This is a genomic window from Nitrosopumilus sp. (genome assembly GCA_029862745.1).
GTDB lineage: Archaea > Thermoproteota > Nitrososphaeria > Nitrososphaerales > Nitrosopumilaceae > Nitrosopumilus.
Map to the genome: position 1 here is coordinate 174,779 of JAOTWS010000002.1, position 23,191 is coordinate 197,969.

A 23,191-nucleotide genomic window follows, 5' to 3' on the forward strand; every position below is an offset into this window, starting at 1 on the left:
GTATTAACTCTTATTTGATAATTTTCAAAATATTCTACATAGATTTAAAATTAAAACTGATTTGATATTATTATGGCAAAATACAAGAAAATAGTAATTACTGGATCTAATGGGTTTGTAGCTAAACATCTAAGAAAATATTTATCTGAAAAAAATATTCAGTTATTATCAATATCAAGAAATAATTTTAAAAAATTTAAAAATGAATCAAAAATTATCTCAAACAATTACAATGAAAACAATCTCCTCAAACAATTACAAAATTCTGATGCATTAATTCATCTCATTGGTATTGGTAAACAATCTGTAAATACTAATTATAACATGATAAATGTTGAAATCACAAAAAATATTGTAAATTTATGTAAAAAAGCGAAAATTAAAAAAATTGTTTATCTGAGTGGTTTGGGTGTTTCAATAAATTCGTCCACAGGATATTTTATTTCTAAATATAATGCTGAAAAAATTATCATTAATTCTGGGTTGGATTATACAATTTTTAGACCTTCGTATATTGTTGGAAAAGATGATCATTTCACAAAATATCTAAAAAAACAAATTAAACATGGAGAAATTAAAATTCCAGGTTCTGGAAACTATCTCATACAACCAATCTATATTGATGATGTTGTAGAAATCATTTTTCAATCCGTTTTTCAATCCAAATTTAGAAATAAAATAATTGATCTTGTTGGTCCTAATAATTTAACTTTCAAGAAATATGTTCAACTTTTTTCTAAAGGAACTAAAACAAATATTAAAAAAATTGATTTAGAATACGCATATCATGCTGCCATTACTAATACAAAATCTGATTTTAACACAGATGATCTAAATATTCTAATTGGTAATTTCAAGGGAACTCATCAAAAATTAAGAAAATTTACTAAAATTAAATTTCACTCAATCTTGGAATTATTAGAGACTGGTAGATTGCTTTAGTGTTTGAGCTTTGTCTGTCTTTTCCCAAGTAAATTCTGGTTCCTCTCTTCCAAAATGACCATATGAAGCAGTTTTTCTATAAATTGGTCTCTTCAAATCTAACTGTGATATGATTCCTGATGGTCTCATATCAAAATTCTTTCTTACTAGTTCTTCTATTTTATTTTCTGGAATTTTGTTCGTTCCAAACGTATTAACATGAAGTGATACTGGTTCAGCAACTCCTATTGCATATGCGAGTTGTACCTCACATCTATCAGCTAATTCTGCTGCAACTAGATTTTTTGCAATATATCTACACATGTAACATGCGGATCTATCTACTTTTGAAGGATCCTTTCCTGAAAATGCTCCACCACCATGTCTTCCGAATCCTCCATACGTATCTACAATGATTTTTCTTCCAGTTAAACCTGCATCTCCATGTGGTCCGCCAATTACAAATTTTCCAGTAGGATTAATGTGAATTTTTATTTCTTCATTCCAAAGCTCTCCTAAAACTGGCTTGATCACTTTACTGATTATCTCTCTTGAAATTTCCTCTTGAGAAATCTCAGGTGAATGTTGTGTTGAAACTACGACTGTTTCAATTTTTGTAGGTTTGTTATCATCATATCTTACAGAAACCTGTGTTTTTCCATCAGGTCTTATCCAAGTAAGGACATTATTTTTTCTTACTTCAGCAAGTTTCTGTGCAAGTTTTTGTGAAAGTAAAATTGGCATAGGCATAAGCTCTTTAGTTTCATTTGTTGCATATCCAAACATCAGTCCCTGATCACCGGCACCTTGCTCTTTATCTTTAGTTGGAGTAACACCTTGACTAATATCCGGACTTTGTGCATGAAGACGTAATGTTATTTCACAAGATTCTGTATCAAACATCAAATCTTTGTTGTCATATCCTATCTCCCTTATTGTTTTTCTAACTAATTCTTCTTGGGCTTTTTTATCAAAATTTGCTTTTGATGTTACTTCTCCTGCAACAGCTACAAAATCTGTGGTAACCATTGTTTCAACAGCTACTCTTGAATCAGGATCTTGTCTAAGAAATTCATCTAAGAATGCATCTGAAATATTATCACATATTTTATCTGGGTGTCCTTCAGTTACTGATTCCGATGTAAATAGAAAATTATTGGTCATAAAACTACACTGTTCACTAGAGTTCATTTTCTAGTTTGATAAATAATACATTATTACCTCTTACGATAACTCTTCCATAATTGGCAATTGTTTTACCATCGTGTAGTTCTTCTGCGTCTGTCATAATCAAATTCATGTATGAATCAACATTATCCATTTTTCCTTTATACTCAACTTCATTTTTGAGTCTTACTGTAACTTTCTTCTTGGTATTTTTTTGAAGAGTAGTTAGAGGTCTTTTTGCGCTAGTTGGTTGGGACACTAATTGTTCACTTGTTTTGCAACTTTGTTCTCTAGAATAAAAGCCTTGCCTCCTCTTTGAAAATTAAAATTCTTTAAATTTTTTCTTCATTTTCTAACAATTATGCAAACGATTTCTACTGGTTTACAAAAATTAGATGAATTCTTAGGAGGTGGAATTCCTGTGGGTGTTATAGTAGATATTTTTGGTAGAAATGGAACTGGAAAAACTCAATTGTTATTACAACTATCGATCAATTCAATCAAAAATAACGGCAATGTTTTGTATTTGGATACAACTGGCGGCTTCAGACCTGAGAGAATTCTTGAAATTCAAAAACAATCTAACTTTGAGTTTGATATTCTTGAAAAAATTACCGTATCTAGAATAACTAACACATCAGAGCAAATAAAATCAATTAGCAATATTCAAAAAAATGATTTTTCATTAATTATTATTGATAATATAACTGATTTATTTTCTTATGAATATAAGAAGGAAGAATCTATTTTTGAAAAAAATGTCTTATTTACACGATACATGCATGAACTATCTAATTTTGCAATAACAAACAAAATTCCAATTGTTGTCTCTAATATGATTCGAAACATAGATGGAAAAGAAGTTGAGAATATGAAAAGTGCCATTGATCCTTTCACCCATATCAAAATACATCTTTTTAAAAATTCATCAAGATTTCAAGGAGAAGTCTATTGGATTTTGAACAAAGAATATTTTTCTTACACAATTGATAAATTTGGCATATCTAATCATCCCGAAGATATTTAATGGTCAATCCTAAAGTTAAATTATGGTGGGAATTTTTAATTCAATTCCAATTATTACTATTGTTTTGTTTGCACTTGGTTTGGTAGGTGTACTTGTTTATGAAAGATCAAGATCAAATTCAACAAACGAATCATAATATTGAATCATTGTTTGAGAAATTTGGTTTTTCAAAACTAACTGAAATTCAGAAAAAAGCTTTACCAATAATTTTACAAAAAAAAGATTGTCTTATAATTGCTCCAACTGGTTCAGGAAAAACAGAGTGCTCTGTAATTCCAATTTTTTCTTTTTTAAAAAATTCAAAGAAAACTGGAAGAATTAAAGCACTTTACATTACTCCTTTACGAGCATTGAACCGTGATGTATTTAGAAGAATTACAAAATATGCACATGACAACAAATTATCAATTGAAATTAGACATGGAGATACTACACAAAAAGAAAGAAAAAAAATTTCAGAAAACCCTCCAGATATTATGATCACAACACCTGAAACTCTAGTAATTCTTTTGACCCAACAAAAAACACTTGTAGCGCTATCTGAATTAGAGTGGATTGTAGTTGATGAAGTTCATGAATTACTGTCTAGTAAAAGAGGTTCTCAACTGTCATTAAGTATTGAAAGATTAGCCTTTAACTCAAAATATCCTCTTACAAAAATAGGCTTATCTGCTACAGTTGGAAATTTTAAGGAAGCTGGAAAATTTGTCGTGGGTACAAAACGAAAATGTGAGATAATCAGAGATACATCGATGAGAAAATATGATGTAAAAATAAAATATATTGATGGAACAATTTCTGATGTCGCAGAAAAAATTATTGAGTATATATTAGAATTAAAGTTAGATTCTCCTGTTCTTTTATTTACTAATACTAGGGGGGAAGCTGAATTTTTGGCTTCAATCTTGAAAGAAAAATCATCTTTACCAATTGAGTTACATCATGGTTCTCTTTCAAAAGAGGTTAGAGAAGAAACTGAGTTGATTTTACGTGAAGGAAAACATGGTATTATTGTATGCACATCTTCTCTTGAATTAGGATTAGATATTGGTTCAGTTGAATTAGTAATACATTATGGTTCTCCAAGGCAAGTCTCAAAATTTATACAAAGAATTGGAAGAAGTAGACATAATCGCAATGCATCAGCACAGGGATTAATTATAACAAATAATGCTGATGATGAATTTGAAGCAAGAGCTATCCTTGATCGTATTCAGGAGGGTTCAATTGAAGAGCAAAAAATTCATGATGCATCTCTTGATGTTCTAGCTCATCATTTAGTTGGATTGGTAATGCAAATTGGAGAACTTTCAGTTCAGCAGGCTTTTGATATAATAACAAAAGCATATCCATTTCGTAATTTATCAATGGAAGAACTAATAGAAGTATTGGATTTGCTTGATTCAAATTATCTGATATTTTTTGATCGAACAAAAATGACCTTTTGGAAAAAAGGTCGTGCATTCAAGTATTATTTTGAGAATCTTTCTACAATTCCAGATATTCTTAAATTCAAAGTATTTGATAGTGTAGGAAAAAAAATCATTGGATCATTAGATCAAAGATTTGTAGGCAATTTTGGTGACCCTGGAAATATTTTTGTGTTAAAAGGCTCACAATGGAAAATACTGAATGTAGATGAAAAGTCATTTACAGTCAATGTTGAATCATTTCTAGGTGGAGGAATTACAGTTCCATATTGGGAAGGAGAGAGTATTCCGATTGATTACAAAACTTCAAGAAAGGTGGGATCTTTTCGTAGTAAAGTCAAAAATGGAACTCTTGTATTAACAAATAAAATTATTGAGAAATTAGTTTTTAATGAAATCCATAATGAAAATAATATTTTAATTGAATCAAATAGATCTATTGGTTCAATTGTAATTCATTCATGTCTTGGCACTAAAATTAACACTACATTGTCAGCATTACTCTCTTCAATACTATCTTCAATGTTAGGTTCCATAGTTGATTCACGTTCAGACGGTTATAGGATTGTTTTATCATCTAGATCACGTATTTCAGAAAAACTTTTCACGGAAGTTATAAAAGATGATTATGATTTGCATTTGATTATTAGTACATCTTTATCTGGAACTCATAATGTTAATTGGAAGACTTGGTGTGTTGCAAAAAAATTTGGAACTGTTGGAAGGGGAGCAATATATGAAAAAAAATATGCTCGATTTTTATATGAGCGGTATTATAAAACCCCCCTTGTACGTGAGGCTCTTCGTGAATTATTTCATGATAAATATGATCTAAAAAATTGTGATATGATACTCAAAAAAATACGTGAAGATGAAATACATCTTAAGTGGTTAGAAGTTGAGCAATTTTCAAAATTAGCAGAACCAATCTTAGATCATACTACAAAATATTATTCGTCCCCAGCAAATCTTGACAAAGGGATTCTTGATTTAGTAAAAACTAGGTTAGAAAAGACAAAACATCGCCTGATTTGTGCTAGATGTGGAAAGTGGGAACGTGTATTTCAAACATCTGAAGTTAAAAATAATTTAATATGTCCATATTGTAAAGCTCGTCAAATAACTGCAACTTATTATTCTGATTATGATTTACCTAAGATTATTCAAAAAAAACACCAAGGAAAAAAATTATCTTCTGATGAAAAACACAAATTTGATCGTGCCTGGAAAGTTTCTTCTTTAGTTGAAAATTTTGGAAAGATTGCTATTATTGTAATGTCTGGATATGGGGTTGGCGCTGATACTGCAGCAAGAATATTACGAAATATGGTTGATGAAGAACACCTGTTCAGACAAATCTATGAGGCAGAAAGACAATATATTGTAACCCGGGGATTCTGGGATTCCTAATTTTTCTTTATAATTTTAGAAAATGGCGTTAGGAAAAGCTCTATTCTACCTTCAATCCCAGCCTTCGCATTTAGACCTGTAATCGAAACAATTTCTCCTAATTCACATTTATCAATTAGTCTTGCTTGCTTTCTCCAACCTTTTACCCAAATTTGACCTGTATCATCTTCAACAAACATTTCTGAAAGTAAAATTGATTCTCCAGTCTTTGTTTGAACTTCACGCCTCTCAGGAACTTTTAATATTATTGCTTCAATGCAATAACTCCCATCAACTCTTACATCGTTAATCTTTGTTCTAATCTTAGATAATGATAGAATGGATTCATCATTATCTAATTTTCTTACAAACGAATTTTCATCTAATGTAATTGAATTTCCATAAACTTTAGATGGCATACATTCTATTACGTCACCCTCCACACAAATACTAGTAGAATTTGAAAAATCACTAATATTATACAAATTTTTCTTATTGTCTACTGCTAAAATCATATTTTTATCATTATCTGATGGTGATATTGAAAGTACTCGCACAATTATCGGCTCTACTTCTTTTCCGCCTTCAATTTCAATAATTGTTGCATCATTTCCATGAATTTCCAATCCCTGATTTCCTGATTTAATTTTAACACCAAGTAACCTTATTTTGGCTGACTGTAAAATCATGTTAGGTATTGAGGTTTCATCTTTGCCCCAAAGAACTACTCTAATCCTACTTCCGTCTTTTCCTTTTAGTCTCATTCTTAGTGCTTTTCCTAGTTGACCACGAGAATTTGTAAATTCCATACCACTAATCATACCATCAATTATTCCTGAGATTACAAGATCTTTTTGACCCTCTTTTAATTCACTAATGTCTTTTGTAATTGTATCAATAGTTGGAATCTCACTTTTTGTATCTGTAGCTTCAATGTTAGATCCAGATCCAATATTGATTGTTGGAGAACCATCAAGATCTGATTTAACATAAGCTTTGATGATTTTAATTAAATCCCCTGGTTTCAGATTTTCAATTCCTGGTAAATTTGCTTTTTCATCCCATAATTTTACACTTGCAGTAGAATTTTCGTCATAAACGGTCATTGTTCTAAGATAAAATGGCGATCCGTCTTTTCTTGAATATTGTTTTGCAGGTGAAAGATTCAAAACTCTTGTTTGTAATGATATTTCTTTTGCTCCTGCATACAGATCTTTCAAACCAATTTCAACCTTAAGTGGCTCAGATAATACAATTCCATAATCTGATGCTATCAAAAATAGTGCTCCTTGATCAGTTAGATACCCTGCACCTATTTTTTCTTTTTTTAACTGTATTTGCTCTTCAATGTCCTTTTTAGTTAATTCTGGTTTTTGCTCAAGAAATTTGGCAATAAGATTTTCAAATTCAGACAATTCGTTTTTTGCTAAACTTGTTCTATTAATAAAAATTTCATTAGTTTGTCAATTTGATTTTTTCTAGAAATGATCGCTTTCTAATATTTCTACAGAACTCAGAATTTTTAAATCAACACTTTTCTAAATTCATGCATATTTTATTTAAATTAATTCTAATTATTTGAAAATTACTCTGATTTACTTCATTAACTAAATTAATAGGAAGATCGCAATTTTATTATGTCTTGCATTAATGTTGATCATTTATCAAAATCTTATGGCTCCATCCGTGCTGTAGATGATCTTGTGTTATCCGTTAAATCTGGACAAGTCTTTGGATTTTTGGGTCCTAATGGGGCTGGAAAATCTACAACAATAAAACTTCTTACTACACTTATCCCACCTTCGAGTGGTTCTCTCTTTATTCTTGGTATGAATGCTATAACAAATCCTCTTCAAATTCGTCATAAAATAGGAGTTGTTTTACAACAACCAAGTTATGAGCCTACTCTTTCTGTTGAAAAATCTCTTGATAAATATGGTATGATGTGGAATGTTCCAACAACCGAACGTAAAAAAAGAATGGAACAGCTTTTACAAGATTTTGATCTAGTGGAAATTCGAAAAAAAAGAAATGAAGATCTTTCGATTGGTCAAAGAAGAAGAGTGCAGGTTGCACGTGAATTTATGCATGATATGGAATTGTTATTCTTAGATGAACCTACCGTTGGTCTGGATCCAAGTGCTAGGAGAAAATTATTAGATTATTTAAAAATTAAAGTAAAAACTGGACTAACTATTTTTTATACCACGCATATTCTAAGTGAAGCTGAATATCTTTGCGATCAAATAGCTATTATTGACAAAGGAAAAATTATTACTGTTGATTCCCCTGATGCATTAAAAAACAGATTTGGAAAAGAAAAAACTATTAAAATTCATTTATTAGAAAAACATTCTGATATCTCATTTCTTTTAACTGGAATCTCCGATTGTAAAATTAATTTTGAGAGTGGAACTAACATCATAATTAATTCCGAGCAATCAGAATTAGTATTATTACAAATATTGAAAATACTTAATAAAAATAATATTGAGATTGAAGATTTGTCTGCTATCCCAACAAGTCTTGAAGAAATATTTCTGAAAATGATGAACAAAAATGCATCCAATAATTAGACTAGTGAATCGAAATCTGACGATTTCTCTTAATCCTGGATTCTTGATCTGGCAAGTAATTTTTCCCCTAATCTATATTTTTGTTGCAGGATTTGCATATGCGCCATTAATTAGTGAAGTTCCATTTGGAGCAAAAGATCTTGATTATCCTGCATTTTTAGCATCAGGAATGATTGGATTTAATATTATGAATAGTACGCTTGTCTCTGGTATCATTATTTGGAATGATAGAAAGCATGGAATGTTTGAGCAAATAATGTCTGGACCTTTTACTCGTAGTCATTATATTCTTAGTAATATATGCACCATAGGAATTGTTGGATTAGTTAGTGCAACACTGATTGCTCTAGTTGGGTATCCTGTATTTTTTGAATCTGTAGAGTTCTCAATTATAACAATTCCAATAATTATTTTTGGTGCAATTACTGGTTCTGTATTATTTGGATCATTGGCCTCAATAATTTCCACCAGATTACGCTCAAGTGAGGGATTTAATGTAATTATTAATACTGTTTTTCTTTTCTTTGCTTTTGTTAGTACTGCATTTTATCCTGCAGATGGTGCCCCTGAACCACTTCATTCTGCATTTTATTTGAACCCACTTACTTATCTTGTGGATGTAATTAGAGCAGGAATTTTTGGTAATATTACTAACTTTGTTATTTTTGAAATGCTAGTTCTTGTTTGTATTGCATCTGTGTTATTTGTAATTGCTTCAAAACTTCTTACAAAATTAGATTTTTAATTACTGTGATTATTTTTGTATTTTTCATATAACTCATTAATTTTTTTAACGATGTCTAAATTTTCATCCTTTACTAAATCTAGATTTAGAATAACCCAATGACCCTCAATAATACAAGGATATATTTTTGTTCTATTATCTAAATTTTCGTGAATTTCATCCATGAATTTCTACATTTCATTAATGCCTATGCCTTTTTCTTCACAATTCCTTTTGTAATCTAAGTATAATTAATTATCCATCATATGTTGTATCAACTAATATTTTTACAAATTTCGTAGTTTTAGTTGTTGATATCTATTTTATTTTTTTAAAATTTTTCTAAATCTGATTTCATTTTTGATTCTATTTATTTATCGTCTGATGAAACAAATTTTGTATATTTTTTAATATTGTCCATAAATTTTTTATGGATTCTACGAACAGGCGAAAACAATATGATAATTTCAGATTTTTCTTGGATTTTTTTGTTATTCTAGGTTTTACTGTGGAATGATTCAAAACTATTTTCAAACCTTGAATCTTATTAGTACAGTTTGATATAATATGTATAAAATATGTTAATTCTCTTGTAATACAAACATGAAGATATTATGGATTTTGGATTGTAGAATTTTCTGAATGATTTTCATATTTTGAATTAATTTCTACACAATCAAAATTTCTTTTCACAAGTAAATTGAATAATGTCTTTTCAACTTACGCTTATTTCTAATATGATATATGCCATTGTGGCTAATTTCAGGAAATTGATCTGGTTATATTCGTGTTATAACTTATTCTTGTTTTTATAAAAGTAGCCCGGCCCAGACTCGAACTGGGGTCAAAGGCTTCAAAGGCCTCTATGCTTGACCGCTACACTACCGGGCTGCTAAATCGAGCACTTTTATTCCCTTAATGAACTTTTTATTTAAATAACTTAGAATTAAACAGAAATTATTCTTTTATAACTTTGATTAGTTTCTGTATGGGATCTTCCATTTTTCCTACAATTTTTTTTGCTCTATTTTGATTTGGATTCTTTTTTGTTCGAATTTTTTTTCCAATATAATTAGAAATTCTATTTGGATTTGTTTCCCGTTTTATCAAATATTTCTTTACAAGAAAATCTTCAATTATGTTAGGAACTGCGTTGTAAGATATAGTTGGAACTCCCATTAATGCAGATTCGGCTGTCATTGTTCCACCAGATCCTATGAAAATATCTGTGTTATTTAACAAATGTTTTCCATCATATGACATTTTCACAATTTTAGCTTTTCCGCCAATTAATTTTTGAAGATTTTGGATTTGTTTTGTATATCTTCCTAAAATAACAATATTTTGATCACTGTAATCTTTTATAATTTTCTCTATAATTGGAATGATTTTACTAGATTTTGACATATATGAGGCCTCTTCTTCTTCTACTCTGATCAAAATATTTTTTTGTTTATTGTTGTTAAATGGCAATATCGCTTTTTGATTAATCTTTCTTTTTATGGTAACAGATGCATCAATTGCTTTATATGAAATAATATTCTTTTTATCGATCCCATATTTGGAAAATTTATTTTTAGGAATTATGTATGGAATTAACAATTTTTGAATCAATGGCAATGTTAATCTCATAACCGCATTAGCATGTGGTGAATCACAAAATGCAATATGCCTTATACCTAATCCAAATGCAATTCTAGCCGCTTCAGGTGAGCAAAAACTAATTGTTATGTCTGGTGAGAATACTTTGATTATTTTTAATAGTTTCTTCATTCTGTCTATACTGGCTTTAACTTTTGTTTTTTTGTCGCCACCACCATGTTTTCCTACAAAAATAAGGTCAAAATCTCGTATTTTTGCTAATTTAGAAACTTCTTCATATTCCCTTGAAGTGCATAAAAGTTCATGTTTTCCTCCTAATTTTTTAATTATTGATTCAGAAAACAATAATTGTTTTGGTGTAAGAATGTCAATCCATATTTTCAAGTATTTTTCATAATTGTAGTTAGTTCAATAAGTTTTTCTTGGTCTATAATTAGATCCTAGATAATGGGGGGAGTAAAAGTTGTTGTTTATGGTCTTAGTACTGAGGGATATGCTATTGCATCCCAAATGGCCATTAATGGTGCAGATGTTTACATTATAGATGAATCAACTCCATCCGCAATTTCTCTCAAAGCAGAAATTGCCAAAACATATCCTAATGTTTCATCTCTCAAAGAGGATGAACCTCTATTATCTATGGAACCAATTGATGTAGCAATTTCTAAAGCACAATACCTTTTCTTTACTCCAAGAGTTAGAAAGACAGGACAAGATATTAAAACTGAAATTCATTCTAAATTTAAGGATGCGGTAACATCATTACAGAAAAACAGCTCAGTTATTTTCACTCTTCCAACAGGATTTGGAGGTAACAATGAAAATATTTCATTGTTAGAGCATGTTACAGGTCTTGAAGCTGGAAAACAAATTTCTTACTATTATTATCCATTAGAGAATCTTAATGAGCAACCAAAAATTATTGGAACATTTAATGGAAAAGAGGATCTTACATTGTCTGGATTACTTACTGTTGGAAAAAAAGAGAAACAATTTGCTACAATTTCATCGTCGGAACATCTTCATGCAATTAATGTCTTATCTAGATTCTCAAGATTATGTAGTGTTTTAGAGGTTTGTAAATATGCTCAAGATGAAATTACAAAAAATGATTTTGCTTTAGATGATTTTCAAGAAATTTATCTTGATAATATGGTTAGTGGCCTCTTTGATTTAAAATCTTTAGGATCATCATTCGAAGGAACCAATAGTCTAATGTATCTAATTAATGGAAGTGTAAAAGGAATTGATGGATACATTAAACGACTAATTGATAAAATTCGTATAACATTGAAGAAAAATGATCTAAAAGCAAGCAGAACAAAAATTGTATTATCCTGGAGTCTTGATCAACATGCAATGCGTGGAGATAAAATTGAGATGCTCCAAAATTTAACATCTAGATTACGTGATTATATTGGTGATGTTGAATCATATGAAGATCCAAGTTTTGATCTATTTCACAGTGATAAAACTACAATTATTGTCACATGTTCAAAATCTGATTTTGATAATATTAAAAAAACCAAACAAGATTCTGATCTGATAATTGTAAAAGCTAATCCATTATGTGAAACAATTCAATAATAGTATAAATTAGCTAAACTAGTACTTTGATTGGATTGTCAAAAGAAAATAATTCTGATGAAATTCCAGTTGATGTGATTTCAGAAACAAATCTTTCATCAAAAGAATATGATCCTCCAAAAACCAGTGCTGAAGAATTATTAAAATTATTGGATTTAGAAAAACAAAAATCATCTGAATACGAAGAAAAATTTAAACACGCACTTGCAGATTTTCAAAATCTTAATAGAAAAACACAATCTGATATACAAAATGGTGTAAATACAAAAATTAATGAATTCATATTAGATTTTTTGAAAATTTATGATGATTTTGTAAGAGCTAAAGAAGTTTTCTCCGAAAGTAAAATCAATACAGACGGTCTGGACTCAATTCTTAAAAATATGGATTCATTATTAAAAAAATATAATGTAATTCAAATTGATGCATTAGGAGAGATATTTAATCCAAATTTACATGAAGCCATATCTATAATCACCGATCCTAATTTGGATGATAATACAATTACAAGAGAGATCAGGAAAGGATATATTTCTCATGAGAGGGTTATAAGACCTACGTTAGTAGAAATTTCAAAAAAAGGATGATAAAAATGGCTAAAATTATTGGGATTGACCTAGGAACAAGTAACTCCGCGGCTGCGGTAATGTTGGGTGGGAAACCAACAATTATTCCAGCAGCTGAAGGAGCCACTGTGGGAGGAAAAGCATTTCCATCAGTTGTAGCATTTAGTAAAGATGGTGAGCTTCTAGTTGGTGAACCAGCACGAAGACAGTCTGTAACAAATCCTGATAGAACCATAGTTGCTGCAAAAAGAAAAATGGGTTCTGATTATACTTTTAAAGTTTTAGATAAGGAATACAAGCCTCAACAAATCTCATCATTTATTCTTCAAAAAATCAAAAAAGATGCTGAAGCATTTATTGGCGAACCTGTAGAGAAAGCAGTCATTACTGTTCCTGCATATTTTGATGATAATCAACGTCAAGCAACTAAAGATGCTGGAACAATTGCTGGACTTGATGTTGTTAGGATTATCAATGAACCAACAGCTGCATCATTAGCATTTGGACTAGATAAAATTAAAGAAGATATGAAAATTCTTGTATTTGATTTTGGTGGAGGAACATTAGATGTAACCATAATGGAAATGGGTGGAGGTGTCTTTGAAGTTCTTAGTACATCTGGTGATACTCAGTTAGGCGGTACAGATATGGACAAAGTTCTAATTGATTACGTTGTAGATCAATTCAAGAAAAAAGAAGGTCTTGATTTAACTCAAGATTCAACTGCAATGACTAGAATTAGAGAAGCTTCCGAAAAAGCTAAAATTGAACTATCAACTGTTATGGAAACTGATATTAATTTACCTTTCATTGCACACGATCCATCTTCAGGTGCCAAAAATCTTGAATTAAGAATTACTAGATCTAAACTAGATGATTTGATAAAACCAATTGTTGAGCGTTGTAGACCTTCTATACTAAAAGCATTAGAAGATGCAAAGTTAACCAAATCCGATATCAAAAAAATAGTTATGGTTGGCGGCCCAACCAGAATCCCATCAGTTAAAAAATTTGTAAGTGAAGTTGTTGGTCAAGTAACTGAATCTGGAGTAGATCCTATGGAGGCAGTAGCAATGGGTGCTGCAATACAGGCAGGAATTATCGCAGGAGATGTAAGTAGTGATATCGTTTTGCTTGATGTTACACCACTTACATTAGGAATCGAAACATTAGGTGGGGTAAGAGAACCATTAATTGAAAGAAACACAACAATACCTACTTCTAAGAGTAAAGTTTTCACAACTGCTGCTGATAATCAAACAGCAGTAACTATTCATGTTGTTCAAGGTGAACGACCAATGGCCACTGATAACGTATCATTAGGAAGCTTTAATCTTACGGATTTACCACCTGCACCACGAGGAATTCCACAAATTGAAGTAAAATTTGATATCGATGCAAACGGGATTATTAATGTCACAGCTAAAGATCTTGGAACTCAAAAGGAAGCAAAAATCACAATTGAATCCTCATCAAAATTATCTAAAGAAGAAATTGAGAAATTAAAAGAAGACGCAGAAAAATTCTCTGATGAAGATAAGAAGAAGAAAGAAAGAATTGATCTAAAAAATGAAGCTGAAAGTTATATTTACACCACAGAAAAACTAGTCAATCACGATCTTAAAGATAAAATTTCTCAAGAACAGGGAATCAAAATCACCGATGCTGTTAAAGAAGTTAAAGAAGCTCTTGATAAAGAACCATCTGAATTAAAGCCTAAACTTGAAGCATTACAAACTATGGTCAGTGAAGTTACCACAGAACTTTACAAAAATGCTTCACCCCCACCTAATGCTGAAGGACAACAAAATGCTGAAGGACAACAAAATGCTGAAGGACAACAAAATGCTGAAGGACAACAAAATGCTGAAGGACAAAAAACAAATGATTCATCATCTACTGATGAAACAAAAACCAGCTAGTTTTCCAGATTCAATCATTTATACGGTAATTATGTTAAAGGAATGATTTATGGCAGCAAAACGTGATTATTATGAGGTTTTGGGAGTATCTAAATCGTCTTCAATTGATGAAATTAAACAACAATATAGGAAATTAGCATTAAAATTTCACCCTGATCGTAACAAGTCTTCGGATGCCGGAGAGCATTTCAAAGAAATTTCTGAAGCATATGCCGTTCTCTCTGATCCGCAAAAAAAACAAATCTATGACCAACATGGCCATGCTGGTGTAGATGACCGATTTACAAGTGATGATATTTTTCAAGGAGCACGAGGTGCCGGATTTGATTCTATTTTTGAATCCATCTTTGGTCGTGGAGGAGGATTTGGTTTTAATCAACAACAACGTGGTTCTGATATTCTATATGAGACTTCAGTAACCTTAGAAGATGTCTTACATGGAAAAAAAATTGATATTGATCTGCAAAAACAAATTCAGTGTGATATTTGTAATGGATCTGGTTGTAAACCTGGCACTAACAAGAAAACATGTGCCACATGTAATGGTCAAGGACAAGTAAGACAAAGTCGTAATATGGGATTTGCATCTTTTGTTACAGCCGCACCGTGTCCTACTTGTAGGGGCCAAGGATTTAGTATTGAAACACCATGTAATGAATGCAAAGGACAAGGAAAGAAAAAAGGCACCAAAAAAGTCTCATTTGAAATTCCATCTGGGATTGATTCAGGTGATTATACTGTACCTGGAGAAGGAAATGAAATTCCTGATGGTTCCAATGGTGATCTAATTGTTAGAGTTAGGGTTCAACCTCATTCCAAATTCAAGCGAGATGGAAAAGACATTTTTTACGATCAGGATGTTTCAATGGTTGACGCAGCATTAGGTTGTGATGTCATTGTTCCAACATTGGAAGGAACAGAAAAAATTAAAGTTAATTCTGGGAGTCAACCAAATACTATAATAAAACTAAAAGGGAAGGGAGTTCCACATATCAATTATAGAGGTCGAGGAGATCAATACGTTAGAATTGTGGTAAATATTCCTACAAAACTCAATAAACATCAAAAAAATCTTCTAGATGAATTTAAAAAAATCAGTGATGATTGATAAAAAATGAAAATTGCGTTAGATGTTGATGGAGTACTTGCAGATGTCATTCAATCCTGGCTTAGTTATAGTAATACAATTAGACCAAAAATCTCTAAACATGAGATAACTGACTGGGAATTTTGGAAGAAATTCCAAATAAATCGCTTTGATTTTTATGAAGAGTTAAGTTCTTGTTGGAAAAATTGGTATTCAATACCTCCAACTGAAAAAAATTTATCAACTATTACAAAAAATCTCTCAAATCTTGGTCAGGTGGATATAGTTACTGCACGAGAAAAATCTACTGACTCATTTGTAAAAAATTGGTTAACTCATCATAACATATCATATGATAATTATGTTTCTGTCATTGATGGACCTATGAAAGCTGCTTTAGACTATGATGTATTCATAGATGATTCCCCTCTCAATGCAGCAAAATTTCTTGAGCATAACAAAAAAGTAATTCTATACTCACAACCTTGGAATGAACATATGTCTAATAATAGAATTCATAGAATTACAAATCTTTCAGAAGTAGAAAATAAAATATGTTAATTAATTTTTAACAAATTTTCTGATACTTATCTGATGCCCTTCTTTGATATGGGTAGAATGCGTTGTTTTTAATAACTCATTAATTTTATCATCATTATAGAATTTAATGTTGTAACGTCCTACAACTTTTTTACAATTTATACAATAAACTTCTTTAAATTCCATTTTCTTATTTGATTTATTTGGTGTAATTATTTTAGAGTATAATAAAGAAACTTATTCTCGATTTTAAAAATTAACAATGCGGGAGTCGCCCAGCCTGGTCAACGGCGTAAGGTTCAGATCCTTATCTTCTAGGAGTTCGTGGGTTCAAATCCCACTTCCCGCATTATAGTCAGATACTTTACACTTTTTCCTTGATTATTTTTAAAAGAAGATTGTTTATTACCTCTCCAGAAGCTTTGCCTCTTAATTCTTTCATGGCAATTCCCATCAATGGTCCTATTGCCCTTTCTTTTTGATTTCTGATGATTTCGTAATTGTTTTCTACTATATTGTAAATAATTCTCTCTAATTCTTCACCATCTACAATCTCAATTGAAGTATTTTTCAATGCATCTTCCGTTGTTTTTGATTTCCCAGACATGATATTTTCAAATATCATTTCAATTGACTCTTTGGCTATTTTTTTAGCTTCTAATAATTCAAATGACCTGATAACATCCTCATTTTTTAATAAATTAGAATCTAATCCACTTCTTTCCAAATTAGTAATTAAAGAGCATAGAACTGATGCAACAAATGTGGGATTGATTGTAGTTTTTTCAACTATATTTTCAAACAGTTCAATATATTTTGAATCAAAAATCTGTTCTGCTAGTTGTAGATTAATTTTATACTTTGTTTGTAATTCCTTTATTGATTCATCCCAAGATTTTGGTATGTTTTTCTGTACTTCTTCTAATTCTTTTTTTGTAATTATAATTGGCGGGATATCTGTTTCAGGATACATCCGTGCTGCTCCCGGTCTAGGTCTTAGAAATTTTGTTTCACCCGATTGAGTGGCTAATCGTGTATCAATAGGTATACCTTCATTTTTGATATACTCAATTCTTAGAATAATTTGGTTTATTATAGTATGTATTTTTTCCTCAGGCGCAGCTAAAATCAAAAATGCATCGTTGTCATTAATTCTCAAGTTATTTTTTAAATTTAGTATATCTGAATTTTCTATACCATAATTTGGTATTTCATCTGAATGAAAAACCCCCCCAATTCCAAAAAATCGTACCAATTCTGCTACTTCTTTTCCCAAACGTATTTCATCATATGGTGAATATCCAAATATTCCTGCTAAATTTTTAAAAGACACCACAAAAATTTTTTGATTTTGTTTTATGGCATTCTGAATAATTTTTGATTTGCATTTTGAAAATAATTCAGTAATATCAGTTTTATCAAATTCATCATTATATCTCCAATTTTTCTCCTTTAATTTTTTTGAGATTAATAATAATCCATGTTGTCTTTTTGCTTCATATTTTACTACTTTTTCTAATTGCTCTAATTGTTGTACACCTTTTACTTCGATCACTACACCACCACCTTCTTTAATTGAAACATTAACATCTTGTCGAATGGAGCCTAAACCTCTTCTTACTTTTTTTGTAGTCCTCAAAATTCTTCCTAATGATAAAGCTATATTTTTAATCTGATCTAATTCCACTTCGAATGGCTCTGTTGCAATTTCAATTAATGGAACCCCTAGACGTTCTAATCCATATTTTCTTACATACCCATCATCACCTAAGATTTTTGCAGCATCTTCTTCTAGACAAATTGATTGAATTCCAATCTTTATTTTTCCCGCTTTATAGAATCCGCCTTGTGAAATTAACATTGTTCGTTGAAATCCAGTTGTATTGGAACCATCAATTACCGTTTTTCTCATGGGATAAATTTCATCAAAAATATTTGCTTTTAATATAGATGAAATAATTAATGCAATTTTTCTTGCATCATTATCTAATTCATGTGGTGGCTCTTCATCTTGCTCTACTAAGCAACTACTCTGTAGATTTGCATAATACATTATAGTTTTCGATTTTACACTCTCAAATAATGCAGCAGGGTCAAATTCACCTAACTCACTTTTAGATGCTCGTAATTTTCTCTGGAATTTTATTGTATATTCATCTGATTCTATTGGTGTACAATTACAAAATAATTTTTTATTTGTTGCAAGCTGTTGATGAATTTCTAAACCAACTTTTACACCTAAATCGCTAATCAATTTTTTTTCCATAGTTATCTTGTTTATGTTGAAAACTCAGATGCTATTTTATCAAGCATAATTTCTTTAATATCTTCACGATTTTCACTATTTCCAGATGCCCACATTGCCTTAACCAATGCTACTTCTGGAATCATATCTTCTAAAGGAATTATTCCTAAATTTAATAGATCCCTACCGCTCTCATAAACTGTCATTCTAACCCTCCCGTCTATGCATTGTGAAGTCATTCCCATAAAAATACCCCTTTCATTTGCAATTTTTATTATTGGATACATATTTTTTCCAACATGCCCTAATCCTGTACCTTCAAAAATTATTGCTTTGTATCCTCCGTCTATTATTGTCTTTAACATGTTAGGATCATAACCTGGATGATATTTTACTAGGGCAACTTTTAGATTTAATTTAATTTTATGTTTATATTCTTTAATTCTAAAAAAGTTATCTTTCATATTTCTATGAATCTCATTATTGTAAACAATGAATGCTGGATTGTCACCAACTGTTTGAAAAGCTCCTCTTTTACTTGTATGATTTTTTCTTACTCTTGTTCCAATATGACATGCAATAGCTTCATCGTTTTCATCTTGATGCATTACTATATAGATTCCATTTGTCTTACATTCAACAAGAAATTTCACTGCTCCAATCAAATTCAGTGCAGCATCTGATGAAGCACGATCTGATGATCTTTGTGATCCCACTAATGCAATAGGTAATGGAAAACCTGCAAGTGCAAAAGATAGAAATGCTGAGGTATAATGCATTGTATCTGTTCCATGAGCAATAATTATTCCTGAATAGTCTGATTTAGAATACTCATTGATCTTTTCTGCAATTTTCAACCAATGCTCTGGCATTATGTTTTCAGAATATTCTGAAAATAACACTTTTGTATCAATATTTGCAATTTTTGCAAGCTCAGGAACTGATAAATTTAATTCCTCGGCAGTCAATACAGGTGTTACTGCACCTGTTCTATAGTCTATCTTACTTGCAATTGTTCCTCCCGTAGATATTAACAAAATTTTTGATAATCCATCAACTTGTTTTACCTCTTCATTTTTTTCAATTTTTTTTCTTACAGATTTTATTTTTTCAATGGTTTCAATCTTTTCAATATCTAATCCTATATTGTAACCACTCTTTAATTTTAAAACAATATGTTTGTCATCATTGTGTTCATATCTTGGCATAATAATGCCTGAGTAAGTAAGATCTGCTAATATCTTAACTGAATCACCTATTGAAATCTGCTTTGATTTTAAAAGCTCTAATGAGTTCCCTTTATACCCTGTATATTCTGACATTTAGGAAAACTAGATTTGTTATTTAATTAAAACTACCTGTAATAGGATGCTACTAATTTTTCGCCTAATTTAAGATCTTTTTGTTCTCTGACTTTCTTTACTGCTTCCTCAAAATGTTTCATAGTTACTTTTGCATCCATGCTATTTTTCTCAATATCCTTGACATCTGGATGTGAATCTAAGAATTCATGAATTACTATGGACACTGCAGTGTTTGCAATGGATGCTGTATCAGCACCACTCAGACCATCAGTTAATTCAGCAATCTTATCAATATCTACGCGCTGTGGATCACTTTCATCAGTATTAGTTGGTATCTTTGCAGCATTAATTTTTAAGATGCTCTTTCTACTTTCTTTATCTGGAAGCGGAATCTGAATAATTTTATCAAATCTTCCTGGTCTTAGTAATGCAGGATCAATCATGTCTGCTCTATTTGTTGCAGCTAAAACTATAACACCATGCATATTTTCCATTCCATCTAACTCTGTTAATAATTGGCTGACCACTCTTTCCGTAACAGCTGTTTCTCCACCTGCCCCTCTGATTGGTGCAATTGAATCAATTTCGTCAAAGAATACAACACATGGAGCTGATTGACGTGCTCTTTTGAAAATCTCTCTAATTCCTCTTTCTGATTCACCAACCCATTTTGACAAAAGTTCAGGCCCCCTCACTGATACAAAATTTGCCTCACTTTGTGTTGCAACAGCTTTTGCAAGTAGTGTTTTTCCTGTACCACTTGGACCATGAAGTAATATACCTCTAGGCATTTTATGCCCTAATTTATCGTACAATCCTGGATATTTCATTGGCCATTCAACTGCCTCTTGCAATTCTCGTTTTACTTCTTCTAAACCTCCAACATCTTCCCACTTTACATCTGGATTCTCAATGAAAACTTCTCTCATTCCAGATGGAGTTACTTCAATCAAAGCTTTCTGAAAGTCTTCATGGTTAACAATTAGTTTATCTAAAGTTTCAGGGGGAAGTTTTTCTTCTTCCAAATTTAAAACAGGTAATAATCTTCTCAAACACTTCATTGCAGCTTCTTTACAAAGATATTCCAAGTCAGCACCAACGTATCCATGACTCACTGCTGAGATTTTCTCAATGTTTACATCATCTGATAATGGCATGTTTCTACTATGAATTGAAAGTATGTCTTTTCTTCCTTTTTTGTCTGGAACTTTAATCTCTATTTCTCTATCAAATCTTCCGGGTCTTCTAAGTGCAGGATCTATAGCGTTTGGCCTATTTGTTGCAGCAATTACAATTACTTTTCCCCTAGCTTCCAATCCATCCATTAATGATAACATCTGTGATACTACTCGTCTTTCTACTTCGCCTGTTACTTCTTCTCTTTTTGGTGCAATTGAATCAATTTCATCTACGAAAATAATTGATGGAGCTTTTTCTCGAGCTTCTTTGAAAATTTCTCTTAACCTTGCTTCACTTTCACCATAAAACTTACTCATGATTTCTGGACCAGATATACTGATAAAATGAGCTTGACTTTCATTTGCAACAGCTTTTGCAAGTAATGTTTTTCCTGTACCTGGTGGTCCATATAGTAAAACACCCTTTGGTGCCTCAATGCCTAACTTTTCAAAAATTTCTGGATGTCTTAACGGAAGCTCAATCATTTCCCTTACTTTCTTAATTTCATTTGATATTCCTCCAATGTCCTCATAGGTTACTTGTGGAACTCCACGTAATGTCTCACCTTTTTCTGCAATGTGGAAGACAGTTTTCTGAGTAACCAATACTGCATCAGCAGATGGTGTTACTCCTATTACTTGAAAAGTTAAACGTCCACCAAAATATGGCACCATTACATTGTCTCCTTTAATCAAAGGAACGCTCTCTAAAGCATCTGCAAGATATCTTTCATCGATTGGAGGAATTGCCTCTAATGGTGCAACTACTACTTTTTCTGCAGCTACTGCTTTTATTTTTCTAACTGAAATTGTGTCACCAATTGCTATTCCTGAATTATTTCTTCCCAATCCATCAATTCTAATAATTCCTTTTCCTTCATCGGATGGATATAGAGGAAGACATTTTGCAACTGTTCTTCGTTTACCCTTAATTTCTATAACATCTCCTGTGGATGCATTCAATGTATCCATAGAATCATAGTCGATTCTTGCTACTCCTCTTCCAACATCTCTGGTATATGCTTCAAGAACTTTAAGAGAAAGAGCATTTTGACTCATAAATAAAACCCTTCACTCTAATTTTTATACCTTTGTGGTGATTTCTCAAAATTACAAATAATACCACAAGCTTAAAATCCTCTTTAAGTAGGAAACGATCAACTTGGGTAAGAGACCATTAGTACGAAGGCGTGGGCGTGGAGGACATCAATTTAGATCCACATCCACTGGTAAAGTAGGCTCAAAAGCAAATTACCCTCGTTTTCCACTAGCAGAGCAACACAAAGGTGAAATTATCGATCTAGTTCATGAACGTGGTAGAGAAGCACCATTAGCAAAAATTAGATTTGAGAATGGTTCTGTTTCGTTTGTTCCAGCAATACTTGGAGCTAGAGTAGGTGAAGTTTTACAATTTGGATTAAAATCAGAAATAGAAAATGGAAATGTAATTAGCATCCAAAATATTCCTGATGGAACTATTGTATGTAATATTGAAAAGCATTTTGGAGATGGTGGTGCTATAGTCAAGTCTGCAGGTACTAACGCTACTGTTTTTTCTCATGGAGATGGTGGTGTTACTGTAAAATTACCTTCTGGCAAATTTACTACGTTAAACCCAAAAAATAGAGCAATGATTGGCACTCTTGCTGGCGGTGGAGCTACTGAACGATTCTTTATGAGTGCAGGTAATAAATGGCGTAGCTTCAGAGCTAAAGGAAAGAAGTATCCAATTGTTAGAGGTGTTGCTCAAGCAGCTTATGTTCATCCACACGGTGGTGGTCGTCATCAACACGTGGGACAAAGTTCAACAGTTTCTAGAGATGCACCTCCTGGTGCAAAGGTAGGTAGCATTGCTGCTAGAAAAACTGGTAGAGCTAGAATTAAAGAAAGAAAGTAGTTTTATCCTAAAATTGATTAATACCTTTT

18 protein-coding genes, 2 tRNA genes and 1 pseudogene are annotated in these 23,191 nt (G+C 31.4%); 12 read left to right on the top strand and 9 right to left on the bottom strand.

Annotated features, from left to right (window positions below; all coding sequences use genetic code 11):
* Positions 1–72: 72 nt before the first annotated feature.
* Positions 73–942, top strand: a complete 870-nt coding sequence (locus OEM44_02900) for an NAD-dependent epimerase/dehydratase family protein (GenBank protein ID MDH3515750.1) — start codon at positions 73–75, stop codon at positions 940–942.
* Here the strand turns inward: OEM44_02900 and metK are convergent.
* Both metK and OEM44_02910 read right to left on the bottom strand, forming a co-directional pair.
* Positions 919–2,085 (bottom strand): methionine adenosyltransferase, encoded by a 1,167-nt coding sequence (gene metK, locus OEM44_02905; protein MDH3515751.1) that lies wholly within the window; start codon positions 2,083–2,085, stop codon positions 919–921. The genes OEM44_02900 and metK overlap by 24 nt on opposite strands.
* A gap of 16 nt (positions 2,086–2,101) precedes the next feature.
* Positions 2,102–2,347, bottom strand: a complete 246-nt coding sequence (locus OEM44_02910) for a U6 snRNA-associated Sm-like protein LSm6 (GenBank protein MDH3515752.1) — start codon at positions 2,345–2,347, stop codon at positions 2,102–2,104.
* Positions 2,348–2,449: 102 nt separating this feature from the next.
* Here OEM44_02910 and OEM44_02915 point away from each other — a divergent pair, with 102 nt between their 5' ends.
* Positions 2,450–3,115 carry an AAA family ATPase gene (locus OEM44_02915; protein MDH3515753.1) on the top strand — a complete coding sequence of 222 codons (666 nt, stop codon included), beginning with the start codon at positions 2,450–2,452 and terminating at the stop codon, positions 3,113–3,115.
* Positions 3,116–3,213: 98 nt separating this feature from the next.
* On the top strand, positions 3,214–5,955 hold the full coding sequence (locus OEM44_02920; GenBank protein MDH3515754.1) for a DEAD/DEAH box helicase: 2,742 nt from the start codon (positions 3,214–3,216) through the stop codon (positions 5,953–5,955).
* Here OEM44_02920 and OEM44_02925 read toward each other — a convergent pair.
* Positions 5,952–7,349: a single-stranded DNA-binding protein gene (locus OEM44_02925; protein ID MDH3515755.1), complete on the bottom strand. Its 1,398-nt coding sequence runs from the start codon at positions 7,347–7,349 to the stop codon at positions 5,952–5,954. The two genes, OEM44_02920 and OEM44_02925, sit on opposite strands and share 4 nt — an antisense overlap.
* Positions 7,350–7,571: 222 nt before the next feature.
* Here OEM44_02925 and OEM44_02930 point away from each other — a divergent pair, with 222 nt between their 5' ends.
* Both OEM44_02930 and OEM44_02935 read left to right on the top strand, forming a co-directional pair.
* Positions 7,572–8,510: an ABC transporter ATP-binding protein gene (locus OEM44_02930; GenBank protein MDH3515756.1), complete on the top strand. Its 939-nt coding sequence runs from the start codon at positions 7,572–7,574 to the stop codon at positions 8,508–8,510.
* Complete coding sequence (locus tag OEM44_02935) at positions 8,494–9,255, top strand: ABC transporter permease (protein MDH3515757.1); 762 nt, start codon at positions 8,494–8,496, stop codon at positions 9,253–9,255. The genes OEM44_02930 and OEM44_02935 overlap by 17 nt, the downstream gene beginning before the upstream one ends.
* Here the strand turns inward: OEM44_02935 and OEM44_02940 are convergent.
* From OEM44_02940 to OEM44_02950, 3 genes and pseudogenes are all read right to left on the bottom strand, one after another.
* Positions 9,252–9,985: pseudogene (locus tag OEM44_02940) on the bottom strand (GDP-mannose dehydrogenase). The gene OEM44_02935 and the pseudogene OEM44_02940 overlap by 4 nt on opposite strands.
* A 67-nt stretch (positions 9,986–10,052) precedes the next feature.
* Positions 10,053–10,125, bottom strand: a tRNA-Gln gene (locus OEM44_02945).
* A 66-nt stretch (positions 10,126–10,191) separates the two neighbouring features.
* Positions 10,192–11,220, bottom strand: coding sequence for a DUF354 domain-containing protein (locus OEM44_02950; protein MDH3515758.1), 1,029 nt, complete (start codon positions 11,218–11,220; stop codon positions 10,192–10,194).
* A 63-nt stretch (positions 11,221–11,283) separates the two neighbouring features.
* On the opposite strand from OEM44_02950, the gene OEM44_02955 reads away from it, so the two are divergent.
* The 6 genes from OEM44_02955 to OEM44_02980 all read left to right on the top strand — a co-directional run bounded on the left by OEM44_02955 (position 11,284) and on the right by OEM44_02980 (position 16,887).
* Entirely contained in the window at positions 11,284–12,423 is a 1,140-nt protein-coding gene (locus OEM44_02955) for a hypothetical protein (protein MDH3515759.1), read from the top strand.
* Positions 12,424–12,458: 35 nt separating this feature from the next.
* On the top strand, positions 12,459–13,010 hold the full coding sequence (locus OEM44_02960) for a nucleotide exchange factor GrpE (protein ID MDH3515760.1): 552 nt from the start codon (positions 12,459–12,461) through the stop codon (positions 13,008–13,010).
* Positions 13,011–13,015: 5 nt separating this feature from the next.
* Complete coding sequence (gene dnaK / locus OEM44_02965) at positions 13,016–14,911, top strand: molecular chaperone DnaK (protein MDH3515761.1); 1,896 nt, start codon at positions 13,016–13,018, stop codon at positions 14,909–14,911.
* Between the two features lie 49 nt (positions 14,912–14,960).
* Positions 14,961–16,019, top strand: coding sequence for a molecular chaperone DnaJ (gene dnaJ, locus OEM44_02970; GenBank protein MDH3515762.1), 1,059 nt, complete (start codon positions 14,961–14,963; stop codon positions 16,017–16,019).
* Between the two features lie 6 nt (positions 16,020–16,025).
* The gene (locus OEM44_02975; protein MDH3515763.1) at positions 16,026–16,559 is read left to right on the top strand and encodes a hypothetical protein; all 534 of its coding nucleotides are present in this window, start codon (positions 16,026–16,028) and stop codon (positions 16,557–16,559) included.
* A gap of 243 nt (positions 16,560–16,802) precedes the next feature.
* Positions 16,803–16,887: transfer RNA gene (locus OEM44_02980), tRNA-Leu, on the top strand.
* 15 nt (positions 16,888–16,902) lie between these two features.
* On the opposite strand, the gene gatE is transcribed toward OEM44_02980, so the two are convergent.
* Genes gatE through OEM44_02995 form a run of 3 tightly spaced genes read right to left on the bottom strand, consistent with a single transcriptional unit; the run spans position 16,903 to position 22,324 of the window.
* Entirely contained in the window at positions 16,903–18,804 is a 1,902-nt protein-coding gene (gatE, locus tag OEM44_02985; protein ID MDH3515764.1) for a Glu-tRNA(Gln) amidotransferase subunit GatE, read from the bottom strand.
* Positions 18,805–18,815: 11 nt separating this feature from the next.
* A complete protein-coding gene (gene gatD / locus OEM44_02990; protein MDH3515765.1) occupies positions 18,816–20,105 on the bottom strand; it encodes a Glu-tRNA(Gln) amidotransferase subunit GatD in 1,290 nt (429 codons plus the stop codon).
* Between the two features lie 32 nt (positions 20,106–20,137).
* Entirely contained in the window at positions 20,138–22,324 is a 2,187-nt protein-coding gene (locus OEM44_02995; protein ID MDH3515766.1) for a CDC48 family AAA ATPase, read from the bottom strand.
* 103 nt (positions 22,325–22,427) lie between these two features.
* Between OEM44_02995 and OEM44_03000 the strand changes: the two genes are divergently transcribed.
* Positions 22,428–23,162, top strand: a complete 735-nt coding sequence (locus OEM44_03000) for a 50S ribosomal protein L2 (GenBank protein MDH3515767.1) — start codon at positions 22,428–22,430, stop codon at positions 23,160–23,162.
* Positions 23,163–23,191 lie beyond the last annotated feature (29 nt).

What these genes read in the sequence shown, in the direction of transcription:
- OEM44_02900 (MDH3515750.1), top strand. Translation starts at nt 73, where the DNA reads ATGGCAAAATACAAGAAAATAGTAATTACTGGATCTAATGGGTTTGTA.
- metK (MDH3515751.1), bottom strand. Translation starts at nt 2,085, where the DNA reads ATGACCAATAATTTTCTATTTACATCGGAATCAGTAACTGAAGGACAC.
- OEM44_02915 (MDH3515753.1), top strand. Translation starts at nt 2,450, where the DNA reads ATGCAAACGATTTCTACTGGTTTACAAAAATTAGATGAATTCTTAGGA.
- OEM44_02920 (MDH3515754.1), top strand. Translation starts at nt 3,214, where the DNA reads ATGAAAGATCAAGATCAAATTCAACAAACGAATCATAATATTGAATCA.
- OEM44_02930 (MDH3515756.1), top strand. Translation starts at nt 7,572, where the DNA reads ATGTCTTGCATTAATGTTGATCATTTATCAAAATCTTATGGCTCCATC.
- OEM44_02935 (MDH3515757.1), top strand. Translation starts at nt 8,494, where the DNA reads ATGCATCCAATAATTAGACTAGTGAATCGAAATCTGACGATTTCTCTT.
- OEM44_02955 (MDH3515759.1), top strand. Translation starts at nt 11,284, where the DNA reads ATGGGGGGAGTAAAAGTTGTTGTTTATGGTCTTAGTACTGAGGGATAT.
- dnaK (MDH3515761.1), top strand. Translation starts at nt 13,016, where the DNA reads ATGGCTAAAATTATTGGGATTGACCTAGGAACAAGTAACTCCGCGGCT.
- dnaJ (MDH3515762.1), top strand. Translation starts at nt 14,961, where the DNA reads ATGGCAGCAAAACGTGATTATTATGAGGTTTTGGGAGTATCTAAATCG.
- OEM44_02975 (MDH3515763.1), top strand. Translation starts at nt 16,026, where the DNA reads ATGAAAATTGCGTTAGATGTTGATGGAGTACTTGCAGATGTCATTCAA.
- gatE (MDH3515764.1), bottom strand. Translation starts at nt 18,804, where the DNA reads ATGGAAAAAAAATTGATTAGCGATTTAGGTGTAAAAGTTGGTTTAGAA.
- gatD (MDH3515765.1), bottom strand. Translation starts at nt 20,105, where the DNA reads ATGTCAGAATATACAGGGTATAAAGGGAACTCATTAGAGCTTTTAAAA.
- OEM44_02995 (MDH3515766.1), bottom strand. Translation starts at nt 22,324, where the DNA reads ATGAGTCAAAATGCTCTTTCTCTTAAAGTTCTTGAAGCATATACCAGA.